Genomic DNA, 20,312 nt, shown 5'->3' with positions numbered 1-20,312 from the left:
CGAATCTTGGCGTGAGGATGTTCATGGCAAGATCACCACTTCTTCGGTGTCACTGCCGCCATTGGCGGAAGTCACCATGACCTTGGCCGGCGGAATCGGCGTCATCCCGGTAGTCAGTGTTTTTGTTGCGCCCGAGCCACTCAAGGCACCGATGTTGGCGCCATTGCCGGTGGCAGCCGTGAGTACCGGTGGCGTCGTTTCGTCGCTGGTAGTGGCCGTCAGCGACAGTTGTCCGGAGCCCAGGCTGTATTCGGCGCGAGTGATGGTGACAAGGTCAGTCAACGCCATGGGCAAGGTGGTCGACGTGCTAGTGGGTATGGCCACGTGGTTATCGGCGGTGACCTGCAGGTTGATAGGCAAGGAAGGGTTTTCCGGTGCCTGCACGTACCAGGCACCCGTGCCGTCGGCTTCAGTGAAGGGCAGTGCCGGGCTGTGACTGCTAAGAGTGACGGTGGCCGGATTGGGCGGCGCTTGCACGAACACGTCCTGTTGAGCCTTGACTACGCTGGCCTCGGTCTTGCGTGAATACGTGCTGCGATGAGTGATCATCGGCGTTGGCCGCGCCGCCTGCGAAAGCTTGCCGGAGATGGCGAACAGTTCGGTGCGTACATCGATGCCGTTAGGGCCTTCGACCCTGACGAAGTTGGTGTTGAACGGGCTGCCGGTCACCGCTTCGCTGAGATTGGGGTCACCGATGAATCTCTCGGCCAGACCGGTCGCCGGGTTGGTCTCGGTGTAGGGGCCGTTAATGCTGCGCAGGAACGGGCCGATATCACTCTTGAGGGCGCCGGTGTAGGTTTTAGGGCTGCCGATGCCGATGTCGCGAGTCATGTTGATGGCGCGCAGTCCTGCGACGGGTACATCAAACACATCGACGCCGTAAGGGTGCGTGATCACATAGGTACCGGCCGTGGGCACATCAACCCGGATACGCACCCGGCCAAAACTGACCTGATCGCCTTCTTTGGGTTCCTCGGCACTGAACGCCGCTTCCACGGCCGCGACGTAGCCCAGGTCGATGCCGGTAGCTGCATCGATGATCGCAGCGTCAGCGGTAAACCAAAAGGCTTCATCAGGGAAGTTTGTGGGAAAGACCACGGCTTGGGTATCGTCGAACACGCCAGGTACTGCCCCCAGCGGGCACATGTAGGACGGTGCCCCGGGCGTGCTGGCCACCCGAGAACTCAGGTTTTTCGACAGGCACAGGTCGAGCACTCGTCCGTGACTGTCCTGGTACCAGGCGGCAAAGCCACCGGTGCTGTTTTGATAGGGACCAGGGTCGACATCGTAGAGCGCCGCTTGTGCGGATCCATCGGTGAGCGAGACAAGCACGAACAAGGTCGCGCTGGTGGAGATGAGACGGCGCATGAGTAAGTTCCTCTGAGGTGAGCCGGGCCCGAGGGCGTTGGATCAGTCGAGGAGGGTTCGGCAACTTTCGAGCCAATGCCTGAAATTGCCTCTCAAAGCGCTGCGCCAGAGCGGTTTCGTTGGGTGTGGTACAGGCAGGCGTAGAACGTCGACAGGGTTGCAACCCCCAGGGTTGGGGCAAGTTGGGGAATGACATCGGGGAATAGCGGCCAAGAGTGGGCTATAACCTTATGGTATTGAATTAGGACTACCCTTGATGAACTCACCAGAGCGCACTGTAGCGTTGCCGCAGGCAGCTTCGATGCTGCACCGTACCGATGGAACTGCGCACCGATTCAACCTGTTGCGCTGGTTCTCCTTTATCAGCATGGCGATTATCGGCGTGGTCGCGGTGGGGCTGGGGACCATTTCTTCGCGTTTTATCATCAATGAAAGTGTCGAGCGCGATGCGCTGCTCACCGCCCAGTTCATCCAGGCCATTGCTTCGGCTGAGGTGCGGTATGTGACGGTTCCCAATGTCAGGACCATGGGCGAGTTGCTCGACCCGCGCTCGGACGACGACTATCCCGACATTTCCCCTCAGGTTCTACAGGGCGCACGCTGGCAGTTTCTCGACCATATCGCCAACCTTCCCGATGTGCTGTTGGCCAATATCTATGCGCCCGATCGTACGGTGATCTGGTCGACCAATCCGGCACTGGTGGGCAAGAAAATTGACGATGACGATGATCTGGAGCGCGCGTTCAATGAAAAAATTCGCGTATCGACCAGCTATCACGATGTGGACGATGCCCGTTCGGAACAGAAGTTTGTCACTTCACCGGACTTTATTTTTATCGAGAACTACATTCCGCTGTTCGACGCCAACGACCAAAACGTTACGGCCATGGTCGAGATCTACAAGGAACCCAAGGACCTGATCGCCCGGATGATCCGGGGTGTGGTGACAATCTGGCTGGTAACGGGAGCGGGCGCGGGCCTGATGTTTTTCGGCCTGTACTGGCTCGTGCGCAAGGCGTCCGGGTTACTGGCCAAACAGCAGAAACAGCTGGTGGCAGGTGAGACCTTCGGCGCCCTGGGGGAAATGTCTTCGGCGGTGGCCCATAGTTTGCGCAACCCCTTGGCGAGTATTCGCTCAAGCGCCGAGCTTGCGCTGGAGTTCGAACAGGGGCCTGCCCAGAAGAACATCGGCGACATCATCAGCCAGGTCGATCGCATGTCGGCCTGGGTTCGCGAGTTGCTGCAATCGCTTCGGCCCTTGAGCGACGAAACCGAGCAGGTCGATCTGGTTGGTACGATTCATGAGGCCTTGCGTGCCTTTGAGTCGCAGATCCGCCACGCGGATCTGCAGATAGTGATCGCTGCGCAGCATTCGCCGCGTGTGCTCGGTCAGCAGATATTGCTCAGCCAGCTCTTCAATAGCCTGCTGGCCAATGCCCTGGAAGCGATGGGCAAAGGGGGAACCTTGAGCATCACCGTTGAACCGGCCCAGGGGCATACGCTTGCCATGACGGTCAGCGATACCGGCCACGGCATGACAGCGCAGCAGCAGAAAATGGCGTTCAGGCCATTTTTCACCACCAAGCAGGGCGGGCTGGGCGTTGGCCTGATGCTGGTCCAGCGCATCATGGAGCGTTTTGGTGGCAGCGTACGCCTGGAAAGCAAACAGGGTCAGGGCACCCGGGTACACCTGATATTCCAGCTTGCCCCCCCACTAAGCGGGTGAAGTTGCCCCGCTAGCGGGGCCGTTAATTTCCCCACGTCTGGGTAAAAATACTCAAATACTTGATATTCAAAGGTATTTCAGAGAGATATTGAGTCATATTTTTTGGCGCGATAATTGCTTTTTGACATTGCCGGTCAAATTTTCCACGGATGCACGGCATGCAGTGCGCAAAACTGGCAAAGTACTATCATGGCTTCAGCCGTTATTAGTATTGATGTGAATACCCGCCCAGCACTTGGGCTATAACGAAAGCATCCGGGGGAAGTCATCCGATGAAGATGCTCAGTCTTGCAAGAGATGCCGCATGGAGAGTCACCAGCGTGCCAAGGCAGTTCAACCTGCTGCGCTGGTTCTCTCTGGTCAGCCTGTTCATTATCGCCTCGGTGGCGGTGGGCCTGGGCTATGTTTCCACGCGCTTTGTGGTGACCGAAAGCGTGGAGCGCGACGCCCTGCTGACCGCGCAATTTGTCCAGTCCATTGGCGTGGCCGAAGTGCGTCACGCGGGTATCAGCCCGCAAATCAGCATGGGTGAATTGCTCGATCCGCGTGAGGACGGCAATCACGCGGGCTTGTCGGCGCAGACAGTAGCAGCGACTCGGGTGGAGTTTCTCGACCATATCGAACATTTGCCCGACACCTTGCTCTCTATTGTCTATGCGCAAGACCGGACCATTGTCTGGTCCACCAACCCGGAGCTGGTGGGGCAGCAGATCCTTGATGACGAAGACCTGGATGAGTCCTTCGAGTTACGCCAGCCCGTGTCAGCCAGTTATCACAAGATCGATGAGGAGCGCGAGGAGCAACAGTTCCTGACCGAGCCCAAGTACTTGTTCATCGAAAACTACATCCCGATGTTCAACACCAAGGGTGACCAAGTCACCGCAATGGTCGAGATCTACAAGGAGCCGCAGGATCTGGTGCGCAGGATCCAGCGTGGTTACGTGATTATCTGGGTGTCCACGCTGTTCGGGGGTGCACTGATCTATTTCGGCCTTTATTGGATCATTCGTCGGGCCAGCCTGATGCTGCAATCCCAGCAGCACCAGTTGATCGCCAGTGAAACCTTTGTGGCGCTGGGTGAAATGTCTTCGGCGGTGGCGCACAGCCTGCGCAACCCGCTGGCGACCATTCGTAGCAGTGCCGAGCTTGCCCATGAAATTGCCGATGTGCCGGCACAGAAAAACATCACCGATATCATCAGCCAGGTCGACCGTATGTCGCGTTGGGTACGAGAATTGCTCGTCTCGCTGCGGCCCTTGAATGATGACGCCGAAACCGTGGACCTGGCGATTGCCATCGACGACGCCTTGGCGGGTTTCACCACCCAGATTGCCCGCGTCGGGATTCAGGTTCAGCTTAACGTGCCGGCCAGCGCGCCAGTGATCAGCCAGCAGGTGATGTTGACGCAAATTCTCAACAGCCTGTTGGCCAATGCATTGGAGGCAATGCCCAGTGGCGGGGTGCTGGGTATCAAAGTGCAAGAACAAAGCGGGCAGCGTGTGCAAATGCTGCTCGACGACACCGGCAAGGGCATGACGCCTGCGCAGGAACGGATGGTTTTCAAGCCCTTTTTCACCACCAAACAGGGTGGATTGGGCGTGGGGCTGGTGCTGGTCAAGAAAATCATGGAGCGCTTCGGTGGTTCGGTCAGTTTGACCAGCCGCGAGCAGGAAGGAACCCGTGTCTGCCTCATCTTTAAGGTCGCGCAGGGAGAAGAACATGGAACACAGCATTCTGGTAGTTGAGGATGACGAACTCCTCGCGTCGAATATCCAGACCTTTCTGGAACGCAAGAGCTTTGAGGTCACGGTTTGCCACAGCGCCGAAGAAGCGCTGGAGCAATTGCAACAATGCAACCCCGACGCCGTAGTCACCGACAATTCCCTACCGGGCATGAGTGGCCATGAGCTGATCAAACAACTGGTGGAAAAGGTGCCGGACCTCAAGGTCATCATGATGACCGGTTATGGCAACGTCGAAGACGCCGTGACAGCCATGAAAGAGGGCGCTTTCCACTACCTGACTAAACCGGTCGCCCTGAGCGAGCTGAAGGTCTTGCTGGACAAGGCGCTGGCGACCGAGCGGATGGAGCGTAAGTTGTCGTTCTATCAGGAGCGCGAGGCACAGAAATCCGGGTTGCAGGCGTTGATTGGCGAGTCGCCAGCCATGTTGGCGATGAAAGCCACCTTGCGTCACCTGCTCGAGGCTGAACAACGCATGACCGGCGGCGACCTGCCGCCCGTACTGGTTGAAGGTGAAACAGGCACCGGCAAGGAGCTGGTGGCGCGTGCCCTGCATTTCGACGGCCCGCGTTGCAAGGCGCCCTTCGTGGAGTTCAACTGCGCTTCGATTCCTTCAAACCTGCTTGAAGCAGAGTTGTTCGGCCATGAAAAAGGCGCTTTCACCGACGCCAAGGAGCGCCGGGTGGGGCTGGTAGAAGCCGCCGATGGTGGGACGCTGTTCCTCGACGAGATTGGCGAAATGGACCTGCAGCTGCAAGCCAAGCTGCTCAAGTTGTTGGAAGACCGAACCATCCGTCGAATCGGCTCGGTCAAGGAGCGCAAGGTCGACATCCGCATCATCAGCGCGACCAACTGCAACCTTGAGCAGATGGTCCAGCAGGGTAAATTCCGTCGTGACTTGTTCTTTCGCCTGCGCATCATTTCCATCAAGGTCCCGCGGCTCTATGCCCGTGGCGACGACGTGTTGCTGCTGGCCAGGCACTTCCTTGCCCACCATGGCCGCCGCTACGGCAAGCCGAGTTTGAGTTTCAGCTCTGATGCCCAACAGATGCTGAAAAGCTATAGCTGGCCGGGCAACGTTCGTGAACTGCGCAACATGCTCGAACAGACCGTGCTGCTCACCCAACACGACGTTATCGCGCCCGCGCAATTGAACGTCTGCATGAGCCTGCACGACGAGCCCATGGCCGAGCCCGCGCCACAAATCTATGAGTTCAGGGCCATTAGCGAACCCGTGGAGAACATGAACTTGCCGGAAGTGGAGCGCGACATGGTGCGCAAAATGCTCGACCGCACCGACTGGAACGTGACCAAGTCGGCGCGGATGCTGGGCTTGAGCCGGGACATGCTGCGCTATAGGATCGAGAAGTTGGGCCTGACACGACCTGACAAGCGCCAGTGGTGACAGGTTGCCACGGCCTTTTCTTCGATCTGAAGGCGGCTCGACATCATGGAAAATACGTTTTCAAGCAGCCGCCGGCGCTTCCTATGGGCGGCAGCTGTATTACCGTTTGCCGGTCCCATGGGCGCTTGGGCGACAGATACACAGGCTAACGACCCGTTCGACAAGCGTTTTGTCGAACTGGAAAAACAACTCCAGGGACGCCTTGGCGTCTTCGCCGTCGACACCGCCAACAACACGCCGTTGGTTTATCGCGCGCAAGAGCGCTTTGCCTTTTGCAGCACGTTCAAAGTGATCCTCGCCGCTGCGGTTTTAAAACGTAGCGAGCAGCAGCCGGCGCTCATGCAGCAGCAGCTGTCGTATCCCAAGGGTGAATTGGTCAATTACTCCCCCATCACTGAAAAACACGTCGGCGAAGGCATGACGGTGGCGCAGTTGTGCGCGGCCGCCATTCAGTACAGCGACAACACGGCGGCAAACCTGTTGATCAAGTTGCTGGGGGGTCCACCTGCGGTGACGGCCTTTGCCCGCTCGATCGGCGATTCGACGTTTCGCCTGGACCGTTGGGAGACAGAGCTGAACACTGCCATCCCCGGGGATCTGCGTGACACCACCACTCCGGCAGCCATGGGGCTGAGCCTGCAACGGCTGGTTTTAGGCGGCGCCTTGGCGCAGGCGCAGTCTGTGCAGTTGCTCAACTGGATGCGCGGCAACACCACCGGTGACGCCCGCATTCGTGCCGGGGTGCCCACTGACTGGCAGGTGGGCGACAAGACCGGCACCGGTGACTACGCCTCGGCCAACGACATTGCCGTGGTCTGGCCACCCCAGCGCCCGCCGATCATCATTGCGGTCTACACCACACAGCCTGCACGCGATGCCAAGCCGCGCAACGAAATCATCGCCTCGGCGGCCCGAGTCGTGGCGGATTGGGCCACGACCTGACAGTCACATGGGTGTGATTTCGAAATGGCAGTTGATGGTCTGGCTGCGGGCATCCCACACGTAGCGGATGTGTTTGCCTTGTACCGGGATAGACACAGCGGGAGGACGGAGCGCGGCGATGCACTCATGGCCCACGGCGCGCACGCTGTTATAGAGAATGCCCCAGGACAAGTCGGCCCGCAGCGCCTTGGCGAAGGATTGGGCCGGGCCGTAGCAGGCAGGGTCCGGGTCATGCAGATGGGCGAAGCTGTCGCGTACATCATGCATCGGCTGGACCACCTTGTTGACGTAGGTGCGCAAGGTCAACTCCACATCGGGCTCTTGGGTTGCCATCAAGAAACGCGCCTGGTGAAAGCTGGTTTCGGCAATCGCGGCCTCCTGGCTGCTGGCGGCGTAATACACGCCGTAGCTGCCGTCGGTAAAGCGACTGGCTTTGCCAATATGGGTGAAAGCCGCCATCACCGGGGTGGAACCCGGCCCCGATACACGGTCTTCGACGGCCACGCGGCTCAGCACGCCAACCTGTTCGGCCAACCGATCATTGGTCAGCGATTCCAGCGCGTATGCCATGGAAAGCTCGGCAGGATCGAGCAAGTCTTCGAACAGGGTGATGGGTGGAAAAGAGCTGCTGATCATCCGATACGCGCTGTTCCAGTCGGGGGTATGTAGGCGCGGCTCCATCAACCCCGCACCCCATCCAGGTATCGACGCACGTCGGCGATGTCTACCACCCGGCCAGCCAGCATGTATTCCAGGGCCGAGCAGCCATTGAAGGGCGGGGCGCTGTTGGGGCTGTTGACCCAGCCATAGGCGCGCTCGCGGTGGTTGCTGAAAATGATGCTCAGTGCCTTGTGAATCCCCATCAGGTAGGAGATTCGCTCCAGTGTGTCATGGGGCAAGCGTACGTTGGGCAGGCGCTTGTATTTGTAGAACGTGGTGGCGCTGATGGACCCGAGCAGCAAGCGCTGCTGTTCGACCGAGCAGCCCCAGTGCTCCATCAGGCCAAAGAAGAATTTCAGCGCCACGCGGCCGGCTTCCGGGGTGTCGATATCAGAATGGGCACTGGGTGTCTTGACGGTGGCGACCATAAGGGTGGCTCCTGCAAATGCGCGATAGGTCCAGTCTAATACGGATGCATATTAAATCAATTAATTTGTCCGCATGTGTACATTGACGCCCTTGCTGAATCGATTGTGGGCCGGTTGTGCATCACGTAAAATCTGGCGCTTCACCCTGTATTGCATACCTATAACGACTCACTCATCGCACCTGCTGCCCAGGCTCAATCGCTCTGGAGGAAGGATGCTGTGCGTGAGTTTTGCGCCTGGAGCGTTACCTCTTTATATGAATACCCCCACGCAAGACCGGTCGGGCAGTTGGCTTAGCGTGATAGCGCTGGCCCTGGCCGCCTTTATTTTCAACACCACAGAATTCGTACCCGTCGGCTTGCTGAGCGCAATCGGCGACAGCTTCCAGATGCCCTCAGCCCAGGTCGGACTCATGCTGACCATCTATGCATGGGTCGTGTCCCTGGCGTCCATCCCCATGATGCTGCTGACCCGCAACTTTGAACGGCGCAAGTTGCTGATATTCGTGTTCGCACTGTTTATTGTCAGCCACTTGCTCTCCAGTATCGCCAACAGTTTTTTTGTGTTGATGCTCAGTCGAATCGGCATCGCTTTGGCCCATGCGGTGTTCTGGTCGATTACCGCCTCGCTTGCGGTGCGCGTGGCGCCGGCGGGCCAACAAGCCAAGGCCCTTGGATTGCTGGCCACCGGGACAACCCTGGCCATGGTGCTGGGCATTCCGATCGGTCGGGTGGTGGGTGAGGCGCTGGGCTGGCGCACGACCTTCCTGGCGATCGCCGGCATCGCCTTTGCCACGCTGTTGGTCCTGATCAAGGCGTTGCCCTTGTTGCCAAGCCAGAACTCGGGCTCCCTGCGCAGCCTGCCGATTCTGCTCAAGCGCCCGGCGCTGGTGTCGGTGTACCTACTGATCGTGGTGGGGATTACTGCGCAATTCACGGCCTACAGCTATATCGAACCCTTCACCCAGGTCGTTGCTGCCATGAGTGGCGACATGACCACTGCCGTGCTGCTGGTGTTCGGCGGGGCCGGGATCTTTGGTTCGATTATGTTCAGCCGTTACAGTGAGCGCTTTCCACATGGGTTCACGATTGCCGCGATCAGTGCTCTGGGCTTGTGCCTGGCACTGCTGCTGCCGTTCTCGTTCAGCCCGATGTTGCTGTGTGCGCTCAGTGTTGTGTGGGGGATTTCGATCATGAGCTTTGGCCTGGCTTTGCAATCGAAGGTGCTCAAGCTGGCCTCGGATGCCACTGATGTGGCGATGGCGTTGTTCTCGGGGCTCTATAACGTTGGCATCGGTGCGGGCGCCTTGCTCGGCAGCGTGGTCAGCTTGCACATTGGCCTGCCCTATATTGGGGTTGTGGGGGGCGTGTTGGCGGCGGGTGGTGTGTTGCTGTGCTGTTTGACTACGTTTCGCTACGCCCGTACCTCCACTCAAGAGGCCTGAATCAAAATCGACCCGCGAGTGGCCTGGGAACGGGCGCCGTTCGATCACCCGTCACTGGTCATTCCCCAAGGATATGGAAATCACCCTCAAGGCCATAGGCGCCGAGGGCCGCAAACCGGAAGAGGGGCCGTTGATGCCGTACTACAACGACCTGTAGGAGCAGACCTTGGTCGCGATGGCATCACCGCCGTATCTGGATAGACCGCGGTGCGTTCATCGCGAGCAAGCTCTGCTCCTACAGTTACGGGGTTTTCTCGAACCGATAAAACAGGTTGGGCTCACTGGCCTGTTTTCGCGTCAAAGTGTGCATCGGACACGTCCCGGGCATAGACACTCTGATGTTGTTGCGCGAGAGATTGAACTCAAGAGCAATGTAGGGAGCGTCCTGGGCCTGTATCGGCCCTGGCTGGTCAGGCAAGGACACCACATAGAGCTGCTGGATGATTTCATCGGCTATCGCGATGCGGCCTTTGCCCAGGTAGGTCACGGCTTCAGGGTCCAGGAAGCCCACCAGTGGGTAGCGGGCGAGTACATCGCCGGTCGTGCTCAGCGCCAACCTTGACGAAGAAATACCAGAACGGTTCGCGATGGTGCCAGGCATTGGCATAGCGCTGAGCGGTCTGGCGCAGGAGGATCTCCTTGAGATAGGCCACATCATCGGCCGATCCTTGCATCCACACGGTGATCACCAATGGCAACAGCCAAACCGCAATCGCCGCCAGCATCACCCCCAGGCCCAGCAACCAGCGGCGGCCCTGATGGGGCATGGCGACCACACCGTGCCAGCCCTTGCGCACCGCATAGGCGTAGGGGATCAACATCAAGGCGGGCACGAAGCCCACGCCTTTGCTGATCACCCCCAGGTCCATGGCGGCGCAAGCTACATAGAACCAGCCCCAGGCAGGGCCGAGCAGCAAATGACGGACCATGCCGTACAGGCCCAAGGCAACCCACAGGCATAGAAAGCTGTCGATCTGGCCGGTGCGCAAGATGCTGTAAGTCTGGTAGGTGGCCAGGAACAGCAGGGCTGCGATACGCCCCACCCGGCGGTTCCACAGGCGACGACCCAGGTCGTAAAGCACGGCGGTTGCCGTTGCGGCAGACAACAAACCCGGAATGTACAAGGCCACTTTCGGCAACCCCGTCATCAGGCGGGATCACGCTACGTTTCTTGTACTCGCTGTACAGCCACTGCAGGGCAAATCGCGCGGTGAACACCGCTTGCCCGGCAAACCCCAGGATCAGCCACATCGTTTCGCGTGTCAGGTTCATCCCTCCAGCTCCTGTGGCTCGGCTTGCAGGCGAGTGCGACGCAGCAACCAATACACGCCGAACAAGTCGACGATTCCGACCAGGGCCCTATCAAGGTTCCCGTATTTGGAGACACCGCTCTGGCGATGACGGTGGTTGACCGGATGCACCAGCATGCGTCCGTTGTGACGCTGGATCAGCGCCGGAATATACCGGTGCATATGGTCGAAGTAAGGCAGTCGCAGGAACGCCTTGCGCTCGATCACCTTCAAGCCACAGCCGGTGTCCTTCATGTGTTGCGCAGCCTTTTCTTATCGACGACGTGTTGAACTAGATGCAAAAGTAGCTGCGATACCAGCGGACAAACTGATCGACACCTGTCTGGACGCTAACGCCGGGCGTGAAGTCGACCCAACGAGACAGCGCCGATACATCGGCCCAGGTGTTGACCACATCGCCCGCTTGCATAGGCAGGTAGCGGCGAACGGCCTTTTTGCCCAGGCTCGCTTCCAGGCAGTCGACAAACTCGAGCAATGGCACCGGTGTACCGCGGCCGATATTGTAGAGCGCACAGGGTGCGCCCGAGCCCTGTGCCGGGGCAGGAGGACGTAGACGCAGGCGGCTGATAGCCTCGACAATATCGTCAATGTAGGTGAAATCGCGAGCCATCTGACCGTGGTTGTAGAGGTCGATCGGCCGGCCTTCGAGCATCGCCTGAGTAAATGAAAACAACGCCATGTCCGGCCGGCCCCAGGGCCCGTAGACAGTGAAAAACCTCAGGCCGCTGGTGGGCAGGTCGTACAGGTGCGCATAGCTGTGAGCCATCAATTCGTTGGCTCGTTTGCTGGCAGCGTAGAGTGACACCGGTTGATCAACCGCATCCTCGACGCAAAATGGCATCTTGCTGTTGGCGCCATACACGGAACTGCTGGACGCGTAGATCAGGTGCTCCGGCCGATAGTGGCGGCAGGCTTCGAGCACATTGAGAAAACCGACCAGGTTCGACTCGCCATACACCTGCGGGTTTTCCAGCGAGTAGCGCACCCCGGCCTGTGCGGCCAGGTGGATGACATGGCTGAATCGATACTCGGTGAACAAGGCGAGCAGCGCGTCCTTGTCGCTGATGTCCAACGTCTGGAAATGAAAGCCTGGATACGGCTTCAACTCAGCCAGGCGTGCGTGTTTGAGATCGACGCTGTAATAGTCGTTGAGGTTGTCAATGCCGACCACCTCAAGGCCTTCATCACACAAGCGTCGAGCCATATGAAACCCGATGAAGCCCGCAGCTCCGGTCACCAGCACGGTCATGCCTGGGCCGCCTTGCCACGGCCGATGGCGTAATAGTGCAAGCCGGCAGCCTGCAGATGTTCAGGCTCGAACAGGTTACGACCGTCGAACACAACCTTGTCGTGCAGCAACCTGGGTACTCGGTCCAGGTCCAGTACACGAAAATCTTCCCATTCGGTGACGATGATCAATCCATCCGCCCCTTGTAACGCGGCCTCTTTGTTGTCGGTCAAGTGAAGGTCCGGGCGTTGGCCGAAAAGCCGCTCGATCGCCTCCATGGCCTGTGGGTCGTAGGCACGTACGCGGGCGCCAGCAGCCCATAAGGCTTGCAGCAGCACCAGGCTGGGTGCTTCGCGAATATCGTCGGTATTGGGTTTGAAGGCCAGGCCCCAGACTGCAAAGGTCTTGCCGACTAGGTCACCGCGATAATGCTGATTGACCTTCTTGAAGAGCCGGCTTTTCTGCTCATGGTTGACGGCATCTACCGCGCGCAGCAGGCGTGGGTTGAAGCCTTCGTGTTCGGCGATCTTCTGTAAAGCGGCCAGGTCTTTTGGAAAGCACGAGCCACCGAAGCCGCAGCCTGGATAGATGAAATCGTAGCCAATGCGTGAATCCGAGCCGATGCCCCGGCGGACCTGTTCAATGTCCGCGCCCAGGTGCTCGGCCAGGTTGGCCATTTCATTGATAAAGGAAATCTTGGTCGCCAGCATGCAATTGGCCGCGTACTTGGTCAGCTCGGCGCTGCGGGCGTCCATTTCGATGATTTTTTCCCGGTTGCGGCTGAACGGCTGGTACAGCTCGCGTAGCACCTCCAGTGTCGCAGGCCCGGCACCGCCGATAATGATGCGTTCAGGGCGCATGCAATCGGTAAGCGCTGAACCTTCCTTGAGAAACTCCGGGTTGCTGATGACTTCATGGCCCATGCCGGCCTGCTCATGTGCCTGGATACGTGCCTTGATGCGGTCGACGGTGCCCACAGGCGACGTGGACTTGTTGACGATGATCTTGGCGCGACCGGAATGGGTCAGCACGGTATCCACTACGGCAAAGACATGCTGCAGGTCTGCGCTGCCATCGTTCAGGGGCGGGGTGCCGACCGCAATGAAAATCAGGTCGGCGAAGTCACAGGCCCCCGCACCGTCAGTACTGAAGTGCAAACGTCCGTAGCCAAGGTTTTTCTCCAGAAGTTCAGGCAGCCCAGGCTCGAATATCGGGCACTGGCCTTGGCTCAACAGCTCGACTCGATCCGTGTCGACATCCACGCACCGAACGCTGTGGCCGACCTGCGCAAGACTCACTGCCTGCGTCAGTCCTACATATCCTGTACCAAATACCGTTACCTTCATGCGCGACTCCCTTGCGTCGTTGCCATGTCAAGGCTGGAGCTTTAACCATAGCAGTAGCAAAAAATGTCACGGTTTTGTTAAGGATCTGTGTTGAGCGGGTGACACTTCGGTCTGCGTGTACCGATCGAGCAGAGAAAGGGCCTTAGGCGTCAGGCTATAGCGCCTGTCATCGCTCATGCCGATCACGCCCTCAGCGGTCAAGCGCCGAATGACTTCGCGCAAGTTGAGGCAGGAAAGATCGGTACCGACCTGGGCATGGATATCGTTGACGAGCAGGCTGCGGTGATCGCGCTCTGCGCACAGCAAGGCATCGATGACCTTGAGGCGAAATAGCGTGGCGCGCAGGCCGTAAAAATGCAGCAACTCACGAATCGGCTCGTTCTTGCCGCGTTCGGGAACAGGGGCGGCATCGTTTGAGTGGGTGACCGGAGGGCGCACGCGCGCGCGGCCTGTCGATACTCTTGATCGTGAGTTGAACACGCCTGTACTCCTCTCCAGGGATTTGCCCGGCCTCTCAGCAGGGCAAGGTCTGCTCAGTCACTTGAGCCCCTCTAATTATCCTCCTGGAATGTCGAAAAAATGTCGAAAAGATGTCCATTAAGCAGCGGGAAGAGAATTATGTTCATTTGCTGAGCACAGTGCCGCCTGGCGAGCCTCATGGCTGTAGGGCTTGACCACACTCAACAGAATCGCACTGGCCAACAAGTAGCCGCTGGCACAGGTCACCAGCGCCCAGCTCAAGGCATGAGGCCCGGCCAGAGGGCTTAGGTGATCGCTCAACACCCCGACGGCCAACGGCCCGAAGCCTGCGCCCAGGGCCATGATGCCGAAGTTATAAACGGCGATCAGCGTAGCCCTTCGCTGCGGGGCGACCAACTGGGCAATGGCGGTGTAGCTGGGCGCCATCCACCACATTCCGAACACCGACATGCCGAACATGAACACCGTCGCCTGGGGCACCTTCAGGCTGCCCAGTAGCCAGGGGTCGTTGCCGGGGTAGAGCGCAAATCCTGCCGCCAGCGGAAAGGCCAACAGCGCGCCAATGATCGGAATGCCCAGCTGCCAGCGTGCATCACGCCGGGCCAGGTGTGCCGTCAGCCAGCCACTGGAAAGCGAGCCGATGATCGCACCGGGGCCGGCCACCAGCCCCATCAGGGTGCCGGCATCCTTGAGCGACAAACCGTGGGTGCGCACCAGAAAAGCGGTGCTCCATATACTGAAGGCATAGCCGGAGAACGCCAGAAGGGCACCGGCAATGGCAATGCGCACATACGGGCTGCTGGCCCAGGCACTGCGCAATACCTGCCACAACGATTCATGTTCGACGGGGCTCTGCGCAGTCGTTTCCCAAGTGCCACGCATAGGTTCGCGGGCGCTGAGCCCCAGTAGCACGGCCGCGACCAGGCCGGGCACCGCCATCCAGGCAAATGCCTCCCGCCAGCCATAGTAGTAGGCGATCCAGGCACCGGCGCTCAGGCCCACCAAGGCGCCGATGGGCGCGCCGAGCATGAAGACGCTAATGGCCTTGGCCCGCTGGTGGGGCGGGTAGAGGTCGGCGATCATCGACATTGAGGCCGCGCTGCTGCCCGACTCGCCCACCGCAACGCCCAGGCGCGCCATTGCCAGGCCCCAGTAACTGGTCGCCATGCCGCACAGCCAGGTCATGCCACTCCAGAAGGCGCAACACACGCCAATCAGGTTACGGCGGTTGCTGCGATCAGCCAAACGGCCCAGCGGCAGGGCGCAGAGGCAATACACCAAAGAGAAACCGAGCCCGGTCAACAGGCCGATCTGAGTGTCGGAGACATGAAATTCGGCCTTGATGGGCTCGATCACGATGCCCATGATTTGGCGATCGATCAGGCTGACAGCAGACACCAAAAACAACAGAAACAACGTGTAGTGACGACGAAAACCGTAGGTCTTGATGGACATGGAAGGACGCTCACTGAATGCGGGTGTTCTGTCGCCGCACTACCGAGGGCAGTGCGGCGGGCCGTTTAGCGCAGGGCAGGGGCACAGACCCACGGCCTGTGCTGTTCCAGTTGCCCGGCCAACTGAAACAGTCGGCCTTCCTGGCACAGCGCGGCGGTGAACATCATACCGATCGGCAAGCCCTCGCGGCTGCTGCCCATTGGCACCGACATGGCCGGCTGGCCGCTGACGTTGGCCAGCACCGTGAAACCGATGCTGGGGACGATATTCCGGGCATAGTCTTCATAGCTGTTTTGCAGGCTGACATGGCCCAGCAGCGGCGGCGGTTCGCAGGTTACGGGAGACAGAATCAGGTCGAAGTCATCGAACAGGGCCTCCATTTGCAAGCCGATGGCTTCGAAGCTGCGACGCGCCCGATAGATTTGCTCGCCCGTGGTCGAGGTGGCGTTGGCCATCACCTGATGGCTGATCGGCTCCAGCTCGTCGGGGTGCAGGGGCCGACCCAGGGTGGCTTCGCGGTCGCGTACCGCCGCCAGCAGGGTGACACCGCTGACCGCGCCGTGGGCGCTGTACAGCTGCTGCGCATTGATGGGCAGCGTCAACGGCTGCACTTGATGCCCAAGTTGGCGCAGGCATTCCACGGTTTGCGTCAACACGGCTTGCACATCCGGGTGTAGCGCGGTGCCGGTCAGAGCTTCACTGACCACGCCGATGCGCAGCCCCACGGGCGTGCGTCGTACCTCGTCGCTGAACGAACGCGCAGGTTCCGCGAGCCAGTAGGGGCTGCCGCGTTCGTGACCGTGGCTGACATCCAGCAGCAATGCCGAGTCGCGCACACTGCGTGACACCACATGCCCGCAACTGGCGCCAAACCAGCCTTCGAAGCTGGCCGGCCCTTGCGGATTACGGTAGCGCGTAGGCTTGAGGCCGAACACGCCGCAATAGGATGCCGGAATGCGGATCGAACCGCCGCCGTCGGTGGCATGGGCGACGGGCACGATCCCCGCCGCCACGGCTGCCGCCGCGCCACCCGATGAGCCACCGGCGCTGTGCGCCAGGTTCCAGGGGTTGCACGTACGGCCCCACAGCGCCGACTCGGTGGTGGTGGTGAGGCCGAATTCGGGGCTGGCCGTCTTGCCAAATATCTGCATCCCGGCCTCCAGGTAGCGGCTGACCAGGGTGCTGTTTTCACGCGCAGGCGGGGCGTCGACCAAGAACCGCGAGCCGTTGCTGGTGACGGTGCCGGCCAGGTGGGTGTTCAGATCCTTGAGCAACATCGGTACGCCGGCCAGTACGCCTTTGCGCTCACTGCCTGCGCTCTGCCGGGCGTGCAACTGCTCAAGCGCCAGGTCGTCATGGCGCATGACCACAGCGTTGACGTGCGGGTTGAGTTGGTCGCAACGCTCAAAGGCGGCCAGTAACAATACTTCGGGGGTCAGGGTGCCGTTATGTACGCCTTCGGCCATGGCCGTGGCGTCCAGCGACAGATAGTCGGCTTGGGACAGCGAAGCGTGTTTATCGATGGGCATGGGCATTTGCTCCGAGTGCAGAAACCCGTTCCAGAGTGTCACCGAGCTGGAATCCGGGATAGGTCTATGGGTGAGTGAGCCAGTTTCAGAACAGAAAATTGAGCGACATCTGCAACAGCAAGGCGTCATCATGGAGGGGGGTGAACACCGGGTTCTTCGTGTAGGTCAATCCGCTGATCAGGAATATCCCAGGCGTCAGCCGCGCAGCGTATGAGGTGGTCACCGCCAGGGTGTAGCCAGCCGAGTCCAGGCCTGCGTCTGCGGTGATGTCGCGCAGCTCCTTGCTGTAATAGCTTTTGGTCAGGCCCACGGCGGCCATGTCCGCTGGCCGGTTGGCAAAGGGGCCGACATTGAAGGCCGTCACTTGCCAGGCCTTGTTGATCGCATTGACCGAGTCGGGCGAGTAGTCGATCTTGCTGTCCAGGTACCAGCCTCGCGCATCTCCCCAGGGTTTGCTGACCTGAACGGTCTCGGCCAGGTAGACGCTGTAGTTATTCTCGGATTTTTCGCCTGTCTTGAATTCACGATAGTGGCTGGTGTTGTAGAGCGCGCCAGCGCGTAGCCACATCGCGTTCTGACTGGCATTGGCGGGCTGCTTGTAACCGAATTCGTTGATGAACAGCGCCTTGGCATCCGGGACGCTCAGGCGAAAGCCGCTGGGGTTGTCTTCCACGTCCTGGGCAATGCCACCAGGGCTAACACTGCGCATCACCGCGGCGCTGTTGTAAAAGCGCAACGAGCGGTCACGCACGATCACATTCAAGGTGGGCGTGGGTGAGGTGGCCGACATGCCCACCTGGAAGGGCACCACGCTGCTAGGGCCCAGCGCCGCGGTCGAGGCATTGCCCCCCAGGGCCATGCCGTAGAACAACCGCACGCCGGCAATATAGCCGTACTCAAGTTCCAACTGGTGATCGAAGAACGATTGGTTGACCACAAATACCGTCATGGTCGACACCCGTGGGTTGGCCGGGGTGTAGTTGGCGCCTACCCATTGTCCCGCCAGGGTGAACTGGGCGTCATTGGCAAAACCCAGGCGTGTCAGGTCGTAGGTCAGATAGGCGTTGAGCGAGGCGTTGTAGCTGGGGTTCTGGCCGTTGTATAGCTGCGGCTCGGCGTTGTGCCCGAGTACGTCATAGGCGTAGCCGTTATAGGAGGTCGCGGTGAAACCGATGCCGTGCTCAGCCAGGGATTGGCGTAGGCCACCCAGTGGCGGGCTGATCCGTGCACAGACCGGGATGGACTTGAAGGCGACCTCGGCGCGCGTGAGGTAAGGCTCGAACTCGGCGCATTGGGGCGGGCTGGCGTCTTCGGCAGCCGCTTGGGCGTTGGCGCAACTGGTCCAGGCCAGCGCCATCAAACAGTGTGTCAGTGAGTAAGGCCTGCAGCGATTGCTCAACATTTCCTCATCCTGTCTCAATTATGAAGGACGACACCCACAGGCTTGGCCGGTTGGCTGCGACCCCAGTATCTGTGCATTTTTATCTCCAGCGTAGGGCGCCAACGATATTTATCGATGGGGCCAGTAAAAGCCCCGGCTGGCGCGGGCTGCAGCGAAATCAGTGGCGGCACTGGCCAGTCAGGCCTCGTCGGGGTGCGCAGCGTTGGTGCGCGCCGCTGTGGCGGTGCTTGGCAATGGGGCGCTATAGGTTCCAGCGTGCTACATGCGCGGCCACCACACGGCTCAGCTCGCGAATGCCGGGCACGATGGCTTCCATGGGGATCGAGCCAAACCCCAGGCGCAGGCAGGGGCGTGTTGCACGGGTAGGGTCCAGGTAAAACGCATCACCGGGATCGAACAACACGCCCTGGGCCAGGCCTTCGTAATACAGGGTGGTCAGGTCATGACAGCGAGGCAGTTGCAGCCATAGGAAGGCACCACCCGTGGGAGGAATGAAGTGCGCTTGGGGTAGGTACTCACGCAGTGCTTGAGTGATCAGGGCTGCCCGCTGGGCGAGGTCTTCCCGCGCTTGTTGTTGCCGGCGGTCGTAATGGCCTTGCTGGATAAACAGGGCAGCCGTGATCTGATTGTTGCCGGGTATCTGCCGGATCATCTGCCGTTGCAACTGACGCAACTGCTCGATGACCGCCGCCGGGGCGACGATATAGCCAATGCACAGCCCTGGCGACAACAGCTTGGACAGGCTGCTCAGGTAAATCACCCGGTCGTTGCCGTCCAAAGCCTTGAGCGCTGGCAGCGCTTGCCCGTTGTACTGGGTCTCGGGATCGTCATCATCTTCGATGATGACTTGATCAAAGCGGGCGGCCAATGCCAGCAAGGCGGTGCGGCGCTCACTGCTCAAGGTCACACCCGTCGGGCACTGGTAGGCGGGCGTGCAATACAGGTACTCGCAATGGCGATAGTCGCCGGTGGGTACCAGGCCCTGATCGTCCACGGCCAGAGGCACTACCTGCGCACCGTTGCAGGCAAACACGTTGCGCGCATCCATGAAACCCGGGTCTTCGAAGCCTACCCGAGTACCGTCCTTGAGCAGCAAGCGGGCGAGCAGATAGAAACTCTGCTGGCGTCCCAGGGTCAGCATGACCTGGTCGCGGGTGGCGGCAATACCACGCCGTGGCAGTACTCGGCGAATCAACTGGTCGATCAACTCCATGCTGCCGACATCCTCACCTTCCTGCCACCAATGGTCGATGGACCTCAGCTCGTTGGCCTGACGGTTACACTGTCGCCATTGGGACAGCGGAAACTGGCGAGGGTCGAACTGACCGTAGATAAAGGGATAACGCACCTGTCGCCACACAGTCGGTCGATCGGCCCAGCGCACATCCTCAGCCTTGTTTTTCAGGCGTTGCCCCCAATCCGGCTGTGCACTAGTGGGGCCGGTCGGCTCCTGTGGGACTTGCGTCGCAGGAATATCTGCGCACACAAAGAAACCGTCACGCAGCCGGGACTCGACATAGCCCTCGGCGCTGAGCCGCTCATAAACCAGCACCGCCGTATTGCGCGAGACCTTGGTCAACTGCGCCAGATCCCGCCCCGAGGGCAGTCGTGTACCGGCGGGCAATCGCCCGTCCAGAATGGCCGTGACAAAGGCGGTGCATAACTGCACTTGCAAGGGTTGATCATCGCGCCGGACCTTGGGCAAGAGCTGGCGCCACATCAAATCGTTTTTGCCGGTACGCGTGAGAGTCGTCTGGGGCACGGAGAATGGCTCAACGTCAGGGAGTCAATGCAGTGCCAATCTGAACACAAGTGCGCAGGCGCAGCCACTGCTTGCTCCGCTGGGG

The 20,312-nt window shown here is 59.9% G+C and carries 16 protein-coding genes and 3 pseudogenes; 5 read left to right on the top strand and 14 right to left on the bottom strand.

All coding sequences use genetic code 11. The features are described 5' to 3' along the window. Positions 1–21: 21 nt before the first annotated feature. On the bottom strand, positions 22–1,368 hold the full coding sequence (locus tag AC3IX4_RS14940; protein WP_489256225.1) for a hypothetical protein: 1,347 nt from the start codon (positions 1,366–1,368) through the stop codon (positions 22–24). A 256-nt stretch (positions 1,369–1,624) separates the two neighbouring features. Here AC3IX4_RS14940 and AC3IX4_RS14935 point away from each other — a divergent pair, with 256 nt between their 5' ends. The 4 genes from AC3IX4_RS14935 (at position 1,625) to bla (ending at position 7,183) form a co-directional block, all read left to right on the top strand. Next, entirely contained in the window at positions 1,625–3,094 is a 1,470-nt protein-coding gene (locus AC3IX4_RS14935) for a sensor histidine kinase (RefSeq protein ID WP_489256224.1), read from the top strand. 272 nt (positions 3,095–3,366) lie between these two features. Then, positions 3,367–4,839 carry a sensor histidine kinase gene (locus AC3IX4_RS14930; protein ID WP_489256223.1) on the top strand — a complete coding sequence of 491 codons (1,473 nt, stop codon included), beginning with the start codon at positions 3,367–3,369 and terminating at the stop codon, positions 4,837–4,839. Further along, a complete protein-coding gene (locus AC3IX4_RS14925) occupies positions 4,814–6,241 on the top strand; it encodes a sigma-54-dependent transcriptional regulator (RefSeq protein ID WP_489256222.1) in 1,428 nt (475 codons plus the stop codon). The genes AC3IX4_RS14930 and AC3IX4_RS14925 overlap by 26 nt, the downstream gene beginning before the upstream one ends. Positions 6,242–6,286: 45 nt before the next feature. Then, positions 6,287–7,183, top strand: coding sequence for a class A beta-lactamase (bla, locus tag AC3IX4_RS14920; protein WP_489256221.1), 897 nt, complete (start codon positions 6,287–6,289; stop codon positions 7,181–7,183). A gap of 3 nt (positions 7,184–7,186) precedes the next feature. On the opposite strand, the gene AC3IX4_RS14915 is transcribed toward bla, so the two are convergent. After that, entirely contained in the window at positions 7,187–7,864 is a 678-nt protein-coding gene (locus AC3IX4_RS14915; protein WP_489256220.1) for an RES family NAD+ phosphorylase, read from the bottom strand. Next, positions 7,864–8,271 (bottom strand): MbcA/ParS/Xre antitoxin family protein, encoded by a 408-nt coding sequence (locus AC3IX4_RS14910; RefSeq protein WP_489256219.1) that lies wholly within the window; start codon positions 8,269–8,271, stop codon positions 7,864–7,866. Before AC3IX4_RS14910 ends, AC3IX4_RS14915 begins: the two co-directional genes overlap by 1 nt. 256 nt (positions 8,272–8,527) lie before the next feature. Here AC3IX4_RS14910 and AC3IX4_RS14905 point away from each other — a divergent pair, with 256 nt between their 5' ends. After that, the gene (locus AC3IX4_RS14905; protein WP_489256218.1) at positions 8,528–9,715 is read left to right on the top strand and encodes a sugar transporter; all 1,188 of its coding nucleotides are present in this window, start codon (positions 8,528–8,530) and stop codon (positions 9,713–9,715) included. A gap of 241 nt (positions 9,716–9,956) precedes the next feature. Here the strand turns inward: AC3IX4_RS14905 and AC3IX4_RS14900 are convergent, their stop codons facing one another. From AC3IX4_RS14900 to pdxR, 11 genes and pseudogenes are all read right to left on the bottom strand, one after another. After that, positions 9,957–10,316, bottom strand: a complete 360-nt coding sequence (locus AC3IX4_RS14900) for an SdiA-regulated domain-containing protein (RefSeq protein WP_489256217.1) — start codon at positions 10,314–10,316, stop codon at positions 9,957–9,959. Beyond that, positions 10,270–10,863 (bottom strand): annotated as a pseudogene (locus tag AC3IX4_RS14895) (ArnT family glycosyltransferase); the annotation flags it as partial. The gene AC3IX4_RS14900 and the pseudogene AC3IX4_RS14895, both read right to left, overlap by 47 nt. 4 nt (positions 10,864–10,867) lie before the next feature. Then, positions 10,868–10,987, bottom strand: a pseudogene (locus AC3IX4_RS14890) (lipid-A-disaccharide synthase N-terminal domain-containing protein); the annotation flags it as partial. Further along, a pseudogene (locus tag AC3IX4_RS14885) lies at positions 10,984–11,253 on the bottom strand (dolichol-phosphate mannosyltransferase); the annotation flags it as partial. The pseudogenes AC3IX4_RS14890 and AC3IX4_RS14885, both read right to left, overlap by 4 nt. 43 nt (positions 11,254–11,296) lie before the next feature. Then, entirely contained in the window at positions 11,297–12,274 is a 978-nt protein-coding gene (locus AC3IX4_RS14880; protein WP_489256216.1) for an NAD-dependent epimerase, read from the bottom strand. Next, the gene (locus tag AC3IX4_RS14875) at positions 12,271–13,599 is read right to left on the bottom strand and encodes a UDP-glucose dehydrogenase family protein (RefSeq protein ID WP_489256215.1); all 1,329 of its coding nucleotides are present in this window, start codon (positions 13,597–13,599) and stop codon (positions 12,271–12,273) included. The genes AC3IX4_RS14880 and AC3IX4_RS14875 overlap by 4 nt, the downstream gene beginning before the upstream one ends. A 66-nt stretch (positions 13,600–13,665) precedes the next feature. Continuing rightward, positions 13,666–14,079 carry a fe2+ zn2+ uptake regulation protein gene (locus tag AC3IX4_RS14870; RefSeq protein WP_489256214.1) on the bottom strand — a complete coding sequence of 138 codons (414 nt, stop codon included), beginning with the start codon at positions 14,077–14,079 and terminating at the stop codon, positions 13,666–13,668. A 117-nt stretch (positions 14,080–14,196) separates the two neighbouring features. Continuing rightward, complete coding sequence (locus tag AC3IX4_RS14865) at positions 14,197–15,534, bottom strand: spinster family MFS transporter (RefSeq protein ID WP_489256213.1); 1,338 nt, start codon at positions 15,532–15,534, stop codon at positions 14,197–14,199. 65 nt (positions 15,535–15,599) lie between these two features. Further along, positions 15,600–17,063: an amidase gene (locus tag AC3IX4_RS14860; RefSeq protein ID WP_489256212.1), complete on the bottom strand. Its 1,464-nt coding sequence runs from the start codon at positions 17,061–17,063 to the stop codon at positions 15,600–15,602. 85 nt (positions 17,064–17,148) lie between these two features. Continuing rightward, positions 17,149–18,465, bottom strand: a complete 1,317-nt coding sequence (locus AC3IX4_RS14855) for a carbohydrate porin (RefSeq protein ID WP_489256211.1) — start codon at positions 18,463–18,465, stop codon at positions 17,149–17,151. A gap of 241 nt (positions 18,466–18,706) precedes the next feature. Beyond that, a complete protein-coding gene (gene pdxR / locus AC3IX4_RS14850; protein ID WP_489256210.1) occupies positions 18,707–20,227 on the bottom strand; it encodes a MocR-like pyridoxine biosynthesis transcription factor PdxR in 1,521 nt (506 codons plus the stop codon). Positions 20,228–20,312 lie beyond the last annotated feature (85 nt).

The sequence above is a fragment of the Pseudomonas sp. KH_021 genome (assembly GCF_057838865.1).
The sequence above is the reverse complement of the archived record's forward strand: the minus strand, read 5'-3'. Positions and strand labels throughout refer to the sequence as shown.